Origin of the sequence: Arenibacter hampyeongensis, assembly GCF_002909255.1 — a bacterium.
Taxonomy (GTDB): Bacteria; Bacteroidota; Bacteroidia; order Flavobacteriales; family Flavobacteriaceae; genus Arenibacter; species Arenibacter hampyeongensis.
This window is the reverse complement of the sequence record NZ_PIOB01000008.1, coordinates 86762-100479: the sequence shown is the minus strand read 5'-3', so window position 1 is coordinate 100479 and position 13718 is coordinate 86762. Positions and strand designations below refer to the sequence as shown.

The window sequence follows — 13718 nt, the reverse complement described above, 5'->3', positions numbered from 1 at the left end:
CCCATGAACAGTCCCTTGGACTTTATTACCGACCCCGTAGTAATGCGAATTGCAAAACTCATATTATGGGTTCTGGCCATTGTGCTGTTAATTGGTTTTTTTCGGAAGATCCTAAAAAAAAGAATAGAGAACGTCTCCGTAAGATATAAGGCGCAAAAAGGAGTGGAAGTCATTGGTTATTTACTAATAGCGCTTATAATTTTAATGGCCTTTACCATAGAAAACATTAAGGATTACACCATCATCATAGGCCTATTCACAGCAGGAATAACATTTACATTGCAGGAGTTGATATTAAGTATAGCCGGATCTTTTTATATCTTTTTTGTAAGGGTCTATAAACCCGGAGACCGTATAGAAATCAACGGTATCAAGGGAGATGTAATTGATATAGATAGCATATATACTACGCTAATGGAAATTGGTGAATGGGTCAGCAGTGACAATTATTCGGGCAGAATCGTCAAGATTAGCAATGCCTTTGTGTTCAAAGGTCCTATAAAGAACTATTCCATGGACTTCCCCTTTGTTTGGGATGAACTTAACATACTCATTACCTATGAATCGGACGTTGCACTGGCGAAAAAAATAGTTTTGGAAAAGGCAACTGCATTTCTTTCCGACTATACCGAGAAATCACTGGCAAAATGGGAGGAAATGGTAGAACACTATTATATAGAAAACGCTAAAATAGAACCTACCTTGGCCATTAGCCCAACGGACAACTGGATAGCCATAAATTTAAGATATATCACAGATTATAAATTAAGACGGGTTACAAAGCATGAATTGTTTGAGCAAATAGTGCTGGCACTTATAGCCACGGATGGTAAGGTAAATTTGGCTTCCAGCACCTTACAACTGCTTAAAATACCGGAATTGGATATACATTTAAAGCAATGATATGGAAAACGAATTGGACATTGAAATTCTAAAATCCTCCGGGGAACGAGCCAAGTTTTCTTTAGTTAAGCTTCGAAATTCCCTTAAACATAGTGGTGCCGATCATAATTTGGTTGAACAAATTGTAATTCACGTAAAAGATGAACTTTATGAAGGCATCTCTACCAATGAAATTTACAATAGGGCCTATGCCTTATTGAAAAAGAACAAATCGGTCTTTGCCTCAAAATACAAATTAAAAAAGGCCTTATACGAATTGGGACCTACAGGATTTCCTTTCGAACGTTTTGTGGCCGCCATCCTGGAATATTCGGGCTACCAAACCAGTGTAGATCAAATAATAAATGGCATCTGTGTTACCCATGAAATTGACGTAATTGCAGAGAAAAATGGAACAGTCACTGTAATAGAATGCAAATTCCACTCGGAAGAAGGGCGTAATTGCAATGTTAAGATTCCTCTCTACATCCATTCCAGATATAATGATGTAAAAGCACATTGGGCTACCAAGGAAAAAGAAAAAAGGGAACTGGCTAAAGGCTGGGTGGTAACCAATACCCGTTTTACCAGCGATGCCACAGCCTACGGAAAATGTGCTGGGTTGTATCTCTTGAGTTGGGACCTGCCACTAAATGATGGCCTTAAGGACCGTATAGATCGTTTGGGACTTTACCCCATAACAGTATCCTCCCTGCTCAGTAATAGGGAAAAACAGTTTTTATTGAGTAGGGATGTTGTCTTATGTAGACAACTTTGGAAAGATAAATTCTTTTTGGACCATTTGGGAATCTCCAATACCCGGAAAGAAAAAATTCTGAACGAAATTAAACAGCTTTGTAATCATTAGTACATGAATACTATCAAAATACATTTCTTGGGTGCTTCCGGAACCGTAACCGGCTCCAAATTTTATTTGGAAACCCCTGAATTGAATCTTCTGATCGATTGCGGAATGTTTCAAGGTCTAAAAGAACTTAGGCAACTTAATTGGTCTTCCCTGCCAATAGATGCCTCTAAAATAGATATGGTCCTATTGACCCACGGACATCTGGACCACACGGGATACCTACCAAGATTATTAAAGGAAGGTTTTAAGGGAAAAATTGTAGGTACTGCTCCTACATTGGCCATAACTAAGATTATTCTTTTGGACAGTGCCACGATACATGAAGAAGAAGCCGAACAAGCCAATAAGGAAGGATACAGCAAGCACAACCCGGCATTGCCATTTTATACGGTAAAAGAAGCGGAGCGTACCATTGATTTGTTTCAATCCAAAGAGAAGGACCAATGGATATCCCTATCGGAACACATTCGATTCAAATACAGATATAACGGCCATATTATTGGGGCAACATTTATTGAATTGGAAATTTTCGGAAAATTGTTCGTTTTTTCAGGAGACATTGGTAGACTATATGACGATCTTCTAGACGCTCCGGAACGACCAAAGTGGGCCGATTATCTCTTTGTGGAAAGCACCTACGGGAATAAATTACATCCTAAGGAAGATGTAGTAGGCATTCTTAGCAGTCTTATAAAAACAACCATTCAAGAAAGGGGAAATCTTATCATCCCTTCCTTTGCAGTGGAGCGCCTCCAATCTTTGATGTTTCTACTTTGGCAGATGTACAAAAAAAACAAAATACCCAATATTCCCATTTTTATCGATAGTCCTATGGGGAACAATGTACTATCTGTTTTTGAACAATTTCCACATTGGCATAAAATGCCAATGAACGAGTACCATGCCATGTGCAATCATTTCAGTATAATAACATCCTATGCAGATACTTGGAAGACCATTGACGACCCTAGACCTAAAATTGTAATAGCCGGTAGCGGTATGGTTACTGGTGGCAGAGTACTCACTTACCTAAAACAATTGATCGATGTGGCCTCAACATCCGTTTTATTAGTTGGTTTCCAAGCTGAAGGAACTCGTGGACGACAACTATTGGAGGGTGCCCATGAGCTTAAATTATTTGGAAAATACTACCCCGTAAAGGCAAAAATACATCATTTGGAAAGCCTATCGGCCCATGCCGATCAGAGCGAGTTGTTGGATTGGATGAAGGAGGTGGATAACATTCCGGAAATTGTTTTCCTAATCCATGGCGAACCTACTTCGTTGGATGCCTTTAGGGTAAAAATAAAGGATGTTTATGGTTGGAAGGTACACATCCCCAAACTTAAGGAAGTACAGGAAATTATAGTCTAAAACAGAGATGACAAATCTCATTGCGGGGATATTATGAAGTTACTAACTTTATTGAGCAACCAGTTATTTGTAGATTAAACAACCAATTATGGATAAAGAGAAACAAGTGGCCCAATTACATTGGAAAATTCAGCAATGGAAATTACATTTTCAATTAATGGATGATGAAATCCTTTTTATAGATCGATTATTGAATTCAAATGCATTTAGGTCCAACATCCCCAATCTCTTTGAACGCCTAATGGATTACAAAAACCGTTTGGAAAAAATAAATCGCAGAAGTGAAACCATAAGAGCTCATATTTCATCACAAGAAAACAATTTGGGCAGCATATCGGATAAGGCGATTATTTCCAATGATTTAAACATTTTTAAAAAAAATGATCAAATTCAAGTAGAAATTGATGCCTGTCTGGGTGATTTTCAAAACTTGAAATCCGAAATTTTCAATTATACTGGCGGCATTCTTATTAATAACAATCCCGAAAGGGAATAATTACTAAACTGACCAAAGTCATATTATTTCTTCAGGGCATCTGGTATCTTGACCACCGTTCCTAGCAACAATGATTATTATATAAAACCGCAGACATTAATTATATTCTTGATTTAGTGGGAGAAAATGGCCAATGTCATTTAAACTTGTTCCCCTTGGAAGAGCGCCTGAATTAAGAAAGTCTGAATTATCTTTTATGAAGAACAGTCTTAAATCCACTATTTCAATAACAATTATATCATGAAAAAAGTTTTTATTTTATTCGCAGTACTTTTAACTGGATGTACTTCCACCAGTTTGGTAGAAAACTGGAAAAATCCTGATATTGTGTTGTTTCATGCCAATAAAGTGTTGATAGTGGGCATGGCACAAAACGAAGAGGCCAGAACAGAGTTTGAGACAAGCCTTCAGAAGGAGTTCACCAAAAGAAATGTGGAAGCCATGAGAAGCCTCGATGTTTTCGACGTCTCCTTTACCGATTCCCGTAAAACGGAAAAAGAACTGGACGATGTGGAACAAAGTTTATTGGACAAGGACTTTGATGCCATACTGTTCACCAAGGTTACCGGTTCGGAGGATAGGGAAAGCTTTTTAAAATCAATTTCCAAGTGGAACAATTACCAGGGGAGATTCAATGATGATTATCTAAACAACCAGGACATTTATTACGACCAGGGATACTATGATAAGTTTACCGTTTACCACGCGGAAACCACGCTTTACTGTATTTGCGAGGGCAAGGAAAGGGCTATGATCTGGAGGGGAAGTATAGACATCGCAGATCCCAAGAACATACAAAAAACCATAAAAGATTATATAAAATTGGTTGTATTGGCCATGGAAGATCAAGATCTAATCTTTATGAAAGAAGAAAAACATGAAATTACTGGTTTATAGTGCAAAAGATTTTGAAATCCCTTTTTTAAGCAGTGCCAACAAAAACCTACACACAGTAACCTATACCAAGGATGCCCTGGATAAGGAAACTGCAATTCAAGCAGTTGGCCACAAGGCGGTTTCTATATTTTCAGGGGATGATGCTTCGTCCCTTGTTTTGGAAAAATTATGGGATTTGGGTGTTCGATATATTACCTTGCGCTCTGCAGGACATAATAATGTGCAGCTAAAAGTGGCCAAAAAATATGGCTTTAAGGTTGCCAATGTACCTGATTATTCCCCCCACTCCATTGCAGAACATGCCGTTGCACTTTTACAGACACTCAACAGAAAAATTATTTTGGCAGATAGACAGGTACACGCCTATAATTTCCTTCAAAGTAATCTTATGGGCTTCAATTTAAATGGTAAGACTGTAGGCATCATTGGAACAGGAAGAATAGGCAGTATTATGGCCAAAATTATGACCGGGTTTGGTTGTAAAATATTGGCCAATGACCTAAAACCGGATTACAATTTGGTTCAATTGTATGATCTTAAATACACTTCGTTGGACAACTTAATTCAAAAATCGGACATTATAAGTCTTCATATTCCGCTTACCCAGGAAAACCTTTATATGATCAATAAGCAGAAACTGGCCTTAATGAAACCAGGGACCCTTTTGATCAACACGGCAAGGGGAGCCTTAGTAGAAACCAAAGAATTGATAGACGCTTTGGAGAACAAGAAGCTGGGGGGATACTGCACGGATGTATATGAAAAGGAAAAAGGGACGTTCTTTATGGATAATTCCATTACTGGGATCAAAGACGAACAACTGAAAAAATTATTGTCACTTCCCAATGTCTTGCTAACACCCCATCAAGGATTTATTACCAAAGAAGCTTTAACAAATATAGCCGAGGTTACTTTTGGGAATCTAAATTGTTGGGAAGAAGGTAGGCCTTGTAAAAACGAATTAGGTCTGGAAACTATCCTATCATAACAAAGGGCTAAAAACTTTACCAAAACCTTCCTTTAGTTTTTGGGCCCATGGTCTTGTAAGGTACTCTTCGTAGGAGAGCATCCTACTAAGTTTGGCATCCTTTAGAAAATCTTCCTTCAACAATTTTGCAAATGGCCCATCGTATACAATGGCATTCACTTCATAGTTCTGTTCAAAACTCCTATCGTCCAAATTGGCAGTACCTATAGTGGTAATGGAATCATCACTAACAATAATTTTACTGTGTAAAAATCCGTCAGGAAATAAATAGATTTTTATACCAGATTTAAGCATGGGTTCAAAATAGGACCTTACACTCCAACTTACTATTTTATTATCTCCATTCTCGGACACCATTAATCGTATATCCACCCCACCAAGTGCAGCAGTCTGTAAGGCTTGCATAATGGCCTGCCCGGGTATAATATAAGGGTTGGTAATGTAAAGATAATTTTTCGCTTTATTGATAATGGTAAAATACGTCTGTTCCAAGGACGGGAAGTCATCGTCCGGACCACCAGCTACAATCTGGACAAGCTTGCCCGCGTTTTTTTCAACCTTATCCATGTCCAGCTCCAAGGGCAGCAGAGGTATGGTCTTTTGACAAACCAGGTACCAGTCCATTGCAAATACGAAATCCAAATGGCTTGCAGCTGTACCTTCGAGCCTTAAATGCATATCGTGCCAATTGCCCAATTCAACATCTCCTTTCAAGTATTTATCCGATACGTTTATTCCTCCGGTAAACGCCACTTTGCCATCTACCACAATAATCTTTCGATGATTTCGATAATTTAAGGATGAAAAAAAACGTCCAAATTTGAAAGGGAGAAATGGGTATACCTCTACCCCAATAGCCGTCAATTTCTTTAAATAGGCTTTGCTTAAGGAAAAGCTGCCAATACCATCGTATATCATTCTTACCTCAACACCTTGTTCAATTTTACGCTCAAAAAGAAGTATTAACCTATTGGTAAGTTCCCCTTCTTCAAAGATATAATATTGAAGGTTTATTCGGCATTGCGCATTTTCCAAAGCATCGAAGATAGATTCGAAGGTTGTTTTTCCGTCTTTTAACAATCCAAGTTCGTTGTACTCCGTAGGAGGAAAATGTGAATTGCGGTAAACCAAGGTCATTAGTTTTTGGTACTTCCCGCTCATGGATGCCATATGTTGCATTAATGGTTCCGGCAAGTTTAGAAACGCCTTCTTTTTTAATTTCAACAATTTATTCTTTCTTCGATTCCTTCCCAGTAAAAGATAAAGAAAGATGCCACCAACGGGGACAGTGAAAATGGCCAAAAGCCACGCTAAACTTTTAGACGGTTTGGCTCCATGCAAAAGGATACTTATTATGATGGATAATGCTATAAGAAAGTAAATACTAAAAAAAATTGCAGTCCACATGCTTGCGTTTTAGTTGACAATTTAGGATAAATTCAATTGCCAAAGTTCGGAAATCGTAATGGTTTAACTATGATTTATATCAGTTACCGGACGGCACGAAGGTATTTGTTCCATTCCAAGCAATTTTATAATAATTATAAAAGCCTCAAAACATTAGAACTTTGTTTTGAGGGTTAACTTTTGAAGTCCTTACCATTGGTTATAAAAGTTGTAAATCCATATCTGAGAAATAGGGAATTAAAGTGACTCAATTGAAACATGGAACTTCTCTATACATTTTTTGCCTTTGGGCGATAAGTAGCTAAAGTATTCTAGTTCATTTGTAATACCAAATCAAAATTAATAGTAATGGAGTCATGGACCACAATAAGCCCTAGCGCTTTTGTTGGTGCTTTGAGCTTAAAGTCGCCCAAACTTATTTTTAATGCACCTGAAACACATGTAGTTTTATTTTCGTCCATGGATACTGGAATTTTGTAGGTATTGGTTTTCCCTGCAATCTTAATTTCTACTCCCGCGTTTAATGGTGAATCTTGTAGTATGTTCCCATCAATTTCCTTTAATTTTAACAATATTTGCGGGTAATCCCCAGATTGTAAAAGTTCGTTGAAATCCCTATTTATTCCTCTACTACCACAGTCAAAACCCATGTTGTTCAATACCAAAGCAGCCTTTTTAAAAATATATTTCCCACCAATATTCTCATAATGGACAGGAATGGATTCCTTTATTCTATCAATGTCAAAATCACAATTAAATGAATTTATATTGGTAGTCCCCGAAATCGTCAAGCTACTTTCAGGTGCAATAGTAACTACCGAATCGTTAACAGGGGAGTCCTTGAAATTAAAAGCAAGTAGTAAAAAAATTGTAGTAAAGCCCAATACTTTTTTCATTATCTGTATTTAGGAGTTTGTCATTTGCCTTTTTAAAATTTGCCCGAGCCATATTACCCTCTTGTGCCCGGGCAAACTATAATATAAATTAAGTCTTAGGATAGACTCTATAATACTTAGAAACTAATTACCGCTTCTAACATCAATCCCTTAAATTCTCCGTCATTTAAGATACTTGTTGTTGGGAAATCATCATACTGTTGGTTTACATATTCTACTTTGGCGAGGATATTTTTCGTCATAAACCATCCTGCTCCCAATTGGAATCTTGAGATATCAATGTCATCCCCAGTGCTTTCCTCCGCATTTACCATATTATATCTACCTCCCAAATATAAATTTTCATCTTTCCCAAATCTATAGATCAATTCACCAGCGTATTGTGTTGCCGTTCTGTTGGAAGTTTCAATATCGGCTTTTCCACTCGTATGCTCAAAAGTTCCGAAAAACTCCAATCCCCTATATTTTACAAATGGATTGATCATAACGGCTGTTACCTGGTTCCTCATATTAGGATTATACCTTCCTGACCTGAAATTACCGCTGGTGGAAGCAGTTTCATCTTCCATCACAAAATAGTACCTAGATCCAGCACGGTCGGCACTGTACAAATATGAATTTGGTACATAACCTGTGGTATAAACAGACCCCATGATCCGATATCTTAAATCGTCATTGGCTTGTTTGTCGTATCCCAATTTTGCCAAGAAGGAGGCACCACCAGTTGATCCGTCGGTTTTGTTGACCGCCTGATTTAATTTACCATTTGCAATACCTAACATACTTATAAATCCATTTTTACGGAAATATACTTCCCCTCCTACCTCTGTGGTAAAGGCATCCATGATCAAGTTACCTACAAAAGGATTGTACATTGCCTGGGCATTATCTGTTCTCCTAAAATGGGCGTCCCCATAGTTATTCTCCATATGCCCAATCTTAATAGTTACATACTGCATAACATTTTCCATAAATCCTTCACGGATAAAATCCAGCTTGTCTATTTGGAAGTACCCTCCCTTAACATAAGGTTCAGGATGGTGTCTTGAGGACAAATATGTTCTTAAGTGCATTCTAATCCCATCAAACAAAGCAACATCAAGATCTAGGTTAGCGGTAGCCAAATTAAAATTATAACCTATATCCTTAAGGACTACAGCCCCTGAATTGCTATGATCTACGGCCTGATATTGCAGGGTGGATGCCCCCCCTATTCTTACTTTCACCCCATCGAAAACAGAAACTGTATCCTTTGGAGCTTCAAATACATTGATTCCTCTTTTATCGGGTTGTCTGAAATTATCCAGTTTACGGTCCTGTGCATTTAGACCTATTCCTGTTACTACTAGTGTTGCACAAATTACATTTTTAAGAAATGATGTCATATTCGTATATTTAATTGATAATAATTCTATTTAGTTAAGACTGTATTAAATTTTATAGTGATGTCGTCACCTGTGGTTATAGTTCCCAGTAACGCTTTTGGCGGATCAATTTTGTAATCGGTCATTTTTAATTTCTTTTCTCCTATTAGGGTTACCTTATTGCCTGTCAATGTCATATCCAGATCAAGTGAAATAGCGTTCTTTACACCGGCAATAGTTAGATTTCCAGATGCCTTTATCTTGAATTTCCCGTTACCATTCGGTTTCACTTCTTTGACTTCGGATAATTTGAAGACAATTTTTTTATGGTTCTTAGTATCCAATGCCTTATAGGTGTTTTTGTCCATAGAAGACTTTCCACTTTTTAAGCTTTCGGATTCTACCTCTAGACTTAGTTGTTCCAATTCCCCGGTCTCGGCATTTTTAAGTATCAAGACTCCCGACTGGTTTTCTGTCTTGATTTCCCAATCGTGTAAACTGGAAGTTCCAAGTACAAGCAATGAAGACTTTTCATTTACTAGGTGGTACTTTTGAGCGGTAAGGTTGCTAACAAACAGTAAAAACACAAATAAAACCCCCGCTACCATTCTGCTTAAATTGAATCTCATCATAATAGTATGCTTTAATATTAGGATGCAAATCTCTTCTTATATAAATCTAGGCAGTATGACAATTGTCACCTTTTAACAATAAGGACTATTAACCTCTTTCCTGAATTTTTATACTATTTTGGGATGTCTACTAGATTATTTAACTTAAAACCTTGTGCCCCAGAACCTTTATAGGAGCAATTGTAATTAGGGAAGATTTCGTTTGTTTTTAAAATGGACCTTTTAGGCTGTTTTTATTAGGAAAATATTAACAAATATCCATTTGGGAAGTAGTTGATACATTCCCAAATGAATAGCTTGTTATAAAATAATAAACCCTAAAAACATTAAAACTTTGTTTTGAGGGTTATCTTATGCAGACTTTAGGGACTTTGTCCTGCTATTTGTAAATTCTAAATCTGCCCAAGAAAAAAGCCTTTTTTAGGTTAGGAAACTTAAATATATTTCATTTAATGACTCATTGAGTTGACGAGCTTGCCCGCAAAAGCAGTGTGCCCTTTAAATAATTGTCCGATCAATTTGAAAAGTCCACTAGTATTAAAGGGTACAAAGTCAAATCGGAGAATGGCCTCCGGAGACTCCTCGCCTTTTATTGTAAGTCCGTCCACAATCTCAAAATCCAAGAATTTAATTCCGTCCGCGCGTTCTTCCAAGCGGTCGCTATATATAATACTGTTGCCAGATTTGCCAAGATAAAATCTGAATGCTCTATAATTACCTGGCTTCAAAGTAAGCACACTTTTAGATTTTAAAAACAGACCTGTGTGCATCCCTTTAATGGGTATTGAGGCCTGACCTGGGAAATCCGCAATAAAATGCTCCTGCCCCTTGGTATCCATAGCAGAAAACTTTGCAATGTTCAAATCCATTTCGGACACTTTCATATCTGTGGCATAGCTATTCCGCAATACCAAATCCTTTATACATTTTCCATCTGAATCCAATAGATACCTATCGGATAGCAATGGAACCACTTGCCAAGTCTTGGGATAAAATTTCATTTTTTTCATAGCGAAGTATTTTAAAGAATACACGAACAAAATTATGGGGAAGCATCCATTAATAAAACAAGAGAATTTTCCAATTTATGTGGTATTTTATCTGGATGCGAATAGGCTCAATCGTGAGTTTTTATAACTATACTGCCCTATACTTACAAAAAGATCACCACAATTTATTAAAAGACGACACTATGCCTACGTCTCTCCTTTTGGGAATTAGGTTTTGAGGATGGCCATTTAATTTGGAATGAACAAGCCCCTATTGTGGATAAATCCTATAGGACATTTAGGTAGGGAAAAGTAAAAATTGATATGACTTTGATGGGAATATTGTTAACAAGGAAACCATAAGAAGATAAAATTTGATTAACTTCAAACTTTATCGCGTCCTATAGGACTACAACCCTCTAAACCATAAACAGGTGCATCGAAGAAATTTTATTGGGAAAACGAGTATTGTGGGAGCATTGGCCTTAATGCCCCTTAGCGCTTTCAACATATGGGAGCGACCAAAATATAAAATGGGTTACCAGCTTTTCTCTGTACGTACCGACATGGCAAAAGATCCCCTTGCCACTATTAAGGCCTTAAAAAAAATGGGCTATGAAGACTTTGAATTGTACGGATTTGATGCCGAAAAGGACCTTATTTACGGATTTTCACCATCGGATTTAAAGACAATTTTGGACGAGCTGCAACTGTCTATCACAAGTGGTCATTACGGTTTTTCGCCCTATTTGGAAAAATCCGATAAAGAATTAAAACGTTATGTAGATAAATGCATTGGCGCGGCTAAGACCCTGGATAGCAAATATATAACTTGGCCCTATATTGGACCCGAACAACGGAGCTTGGATAATTTTAAATTAATGTCCCATAAACTTAACCTTATTGGAGAGCAAGTATATTCGGCTGGATTGGGCTTTGCCTATCACAATCATGGCTACGAATTTGAGGATTACGGTGGTCAGACTGGTTATGATATCATCATAAACGAAACTGATGCTTCACTTGTAAAACTTCAGATGGATATGTATTGGGTTATGCACTCCTCTAAATTTACCCCCAAGGAACTGATAAGTAAACAACCTGGCCGCTACGTAATGTGGCATATTAAGGACATGGATAAAGTTAGTCGGGATTATTCCGAATTGGGCAACGGTTCCATTGATTACACAGAAATACTTCCCGATCCAGAAGAATCTGGATTGGAATTCTACTATCTTGAGCAGGGAGGTAATTTCAAAACCAGTCCCATGACAAGTGCAGCGGACAGCGCCAAGTATTTTAAAATGCACCTTCAGGAATATTTGTAACAATGGCTTAAATACCAGATAAGCAAAATAGACCACCTAATACCCATACACCTTAAAATAACACCTAGAGCTCCACAATTGAAATGAAAAAATAGGGTATTGATTCCACACCTTTATTACATAAGCTATTGAGACCCAATTTTAAAAGTTACAGAAGACATTCAAAAAAATGATTGGCATCCTGGCCTGCGACACTTTTTATCTATATACTGCCACAACTGAACCTCAATTCTTATTTTTGTCAAATATTAAAAATAGAATTCAGGTCATGAACAATGGTTTAAGACGAATACTGTACGATTACCTAATACAATCCGGGGTGGAAACCAATACTGCCGCCTATTTAAATGCCCTTTTACTTTTCGTTGGGATAATATTGTTTGCTGTATTGTTGGATTATATCATATGGAAAGTATTGAGGTTTGCATCGGTCAGGTTCGCTAGACGCTCCTCGACCAATTTTGATGATTTCTTAGTTGTTAATAAAGTGCCTCGCTACGTGGCACATATAGTTCCCTTATTATTACTTTACGAGTTGCTTCCGCTCGCCTTTCTGGATTATGAATATGCAGAAGGCATTGTTTTAAAGGGCATAGAAATCCTAGCGGTAATATTAGTACTACTATTAATAAGAAGCCTTCTGCGGAGCATTAAGGATTATCTGAAGACCCTGCCCCATATGAAAGACAAACCCTTGGATAGCTATATTCAGGTGTTTATGATATTTGCTTGGATCGGGGGCCTCCTTACCCTCTTTGCTGTCTTGACCGACACCACCATTTGGAAATTCTTTACTGCCTTGGGCGCGGCCTCGGCGGTAATCCTATTGATATTTAAAGATACCATATTAGGCCTTGTGGCTAGCATACAGGTAAGTATCAACGACATGGTGCGCATTGGAGATTGGATTACTTTTGAAAAATTTGGGGCAGATGGAAATGTTACCGAAATTTCCCTTGCCACGGTGAAGGTCCAGAATTTTGACAAGACAATCACTACTATTCCTACCTATTCGCTTATTTCGGATTCGTTCCAAAACTGGAGGGGAATGCAAGCCTCCGGAGGTCGCAGGATCAAACGGGCACTGCTTATAAAACAGAAAAGTATCAAATTTCTAACTGCAGATAATATTGAAACCCTAAAAGGCATACAAATAATTTCCAAATATCTAGAGACAAGAAATACGATTATCGATACCTATAACAAGGAGCATGATATTGATAAGCAAATAGCCATAAACGGAAGGAACCTAACAAATCTGGGTGTTTTTAGAAAATATGCTGAAACTTACCTAAAGAACCATTCCGCTATTAACCAGACAATGACCCTTATGACTAGGCAATTACCCCCAACAAGTCAGGGAATACCTTTAGAGATTTATGCCTTTAGTAGTGATAAACGTTGGGAGAACTACGAGTATATCATGGCCGATATTTTTGATCATTTATTGGCAGCACTTCCTTATTTTGAGTTGGAGACCTTTGAACTGCCAACCACCATGGATATTAATTTGGATAAGGTTAAAAAATAAAAAGGAAGATTAAGTCTTTATCTGATTAGCACAACCTTATAATAAGCAAGAATCAACTAGTACAAG

Annotated in this window: 13 protein-coding genes; 8 read left to right on the top strand and 5 right to left on the bottom strand. The window is 37.6% G+C overall.

Features of this window, described 5'->3' with window-relative positions; genetic code table 11:
• Positions 1–3 precede the first annotated feature (3 nt).
• The 6 genes from CWD91_RS17540 (at position 4) to CWD91_RS17515 (ending at position 5505) form a co-directional block, all read left to right on the top strand.
• Positions 4–903: a mechanosensitive ion channel family protein gene (locus CWD91_RS17540; RefSeq protein ID WP_103442269.1), complete on the top strand. Its 900-nt coding sequence runs from the start codon at positions 4–6 to the stop codon at positions 901–903.
• A gap of 1 nt (position 904) precedes the next feature.
• On the top strand, positions 905–1750 hold the full coding sequence (locus CWD91_RS17535) for a restriction endonuclease (protein WP_103442268.1): 846 nt from the start codon (positions 905–907) through the stop codon (positions 1748–1750).
• A gap of 3 nt (positions 1751–1753) precedes the next feature.
• Positions 1754–3124, top strand: a complete 1371-nt coding sequence (locus tag CWD91_RS17530; protein WP_103442267.1) for an MBL fold metallo-hydrolase RNA specificity domain-containing protein — start codon at positions 1754–1756, stop codon at positions 3122–3124.
• Positions 3125–3212: 88 nt separating this feature from the next.
• A complete protein-coding gene (locus CWD91_RS17525) occupies positions 3213–3620 on the top strand; it encodes a hypothetical protein (RefSeq protein ID WP_103442266.1) in 408 nt (135 codons plus the stop codon).
• A gap of 240 nt (positions 3621–3860) precedes the next feature.
• Positions 3861–4517, top strand: a complete 657-nt coding sequence (locus CWD91_RS17520; protein WP_103442265.1) for a hypothetical protein — start codon at positions 3861–3863, stop codon at positions 4515–4517.
• Positions 4498–5505, top strand: a complete 1008-nt coding sequence (locus tag CWD91_RS17515) for a 2-hydroxyacid dehydrogenase (RefSeq protein WP_103442264.1) — start codon at positions 4498–4500, stop codon at positions 5503–5505. Before CWD91_RS17520 ends, CWD91_RS17515 begins: the two co-directional genes overlap by 20 nt.
• On the opposite strand, the gene cls is transcribed toward CWD91_RS17515, so the two are convergent.
• From cls to CWD91_RS17490, 5 genes are all read right to left on the bottom strand, one after another.
• Positions 5500–6912, bottom strand: coding sequence for a cardiolipin synthase (gene cls, locus CWD91_RS17510; RefSeq protein ID WP_103442263.1), 1413 nt, complete (start codon positions 6910–6912; stop codon positions 5500–5502). The genes CWD91_RS17515 and cls overlap by 6 nt on opposite strands.
• A 311-nt stretch (positions 6913–7223) precedes the next feature.
• A complete protein-coding gene (locus CWD91_RS17505) occupies positions 7224–7808 on the bottom strand; it encodes a YceI family protein (RefSeq protein WP_103442262.1) in 585 nt (194 codons plus the stop codon).
• Between the two features lie 116 nt (positions 7809–7924).
• Entirely contained in the window at positions 7925–9193 is a 1269-nt protein-coding gene (locus CWD91_RS17500) for a hypothetical protein (protein WP_103442261.1), read from the bottom strand.
• A gap of 26 nt (positions 9194–9219) precedes the next feature.
• Complete coding sequence (locus CWD91_RS17495; RefSeq protein ID WP_239985841.1) at positions 9220–9804, bottom strand: YceI family protein; 585 nt, start codon at positions 9802–9804, stop codon at positions 9220–9222.
• A 449-nt stretch (positions 9805–10253) separates the two neighbouring features.
• Positions 10254–10814: a hypothetical protein gene (locus CWD91_RS17490; protein WP_103442259.1), complete on the bottom strand. Its 561-nt coding sequence runs from the start codon at positions 10812–10814 to the stop codon at positions 10254–10256.
• Between the two features lie 413 nt (positions 10815–11227).
• Between CWD91_RS17490 and CWD91_RS17485 the strand changes: the two genes are divergently transcribed.
• Positions 11228–12121, top strand: coding sequence for a sugar phosphate isomerase/epimerase family protein (locus CWD91_RS17485; protein ID WP_205164659.1), 894 nt, complete (start codon positions 11228–11230; stop codon positions 12119–12121).
• 268 nt (positions 12122–12389) lie between these two features.
• On the top strand, positions 12390–13652 hold the full coding sequence (locus tag CWD91_RS17480; RefSeq protein ID WP_103442368.1) for a mechanosensitive ion channel family protein: 1263 nt from the start codon (positions 12390–12392) through the stop codon (positions 13650–13652).
• Positions 13653–13718: the final 66 nt, after the last annotated feature.

Coding starts and splice junctions, on each gene's coding strand:
- CWD91_RS17535 (WP_103442268.1), top strand. CDS start 905: ATGGAAAACGAATTGGACATTGAAATTCTAAAATCCTCCGGGGAACGA.
- CWD91_RS17480 (WP_103442368.1), top strand. CDS start 12,390: ATGAACAATGGTTTAAGACGAATACTGTACGATTACCTAATACAATCC.
- CWD91_RS17515 (WP_103442264.1), top strand. CDS start 4,498: ATGAAATTACTGGTTTATAGTGCAAAAGATTTTGAAATCCCTTTTTTA.
- CWD91_RS17530 (WP_103442267.1), top strand. CDS start 1,754: ATGAATACTATCAAAATACATTTCTTGGGTGCTTCCGGAACCGTAACC.
- CWD91_RS17520 (WP_103442265.1), top strand. CDS start 3,861: ATGAAAAAAGTTTTTATTTTATTCGCAGTACTTTTAACTGGATGTACT.
- CWD91_RS17540 (WP_103442269.1), top strand. CDS start 4: ATGAACAGTCCCTTGGACTTTATTACCGACCCCGTAGTAATGCGAATT.
- CWD91_RS17490 (WP_103442259.1), bottom strand. CDS start 10,814: ATGAAAAAAATGAAATTTTATCCCAAGACTTGGCAAGTGGTTCCATTG.
- CWD91_RS17500 (WP_103442261.1), bottom strand. CDS start 9,193: ATGACATCATTTCTTAAAAATGTAATTTGTGCAACACTAGTAGTAACA.
- CWD91_RS17525 (WP_103442266.1), top strand. CDS start 3,213: ATGGATAAAGAGAAACAAGTGGCCCAATTACATTGGAAAATTCAGCAA.
- cls (WP_103442263.1), bottom strand. CDS start 6,912: ATGTGGACTGCAATTTTTTTTAGTATTTACTTTCTTATAGCATTATCC.
- CWD91_RS17495 (WP_239985841.1), bottom strand. CDS start 9,804: ATGATGAGATTCAATTTAAGCAGAATGGTAGCGGGGGTTTTATTTGTG.
- CWD91_RS17505 (WP_103442262.1), bottom strand. CDS start 7,808: ATGAAAAAAGTATTGGGCTTTACTACAATTTTTTTACTACTTGCTTTT.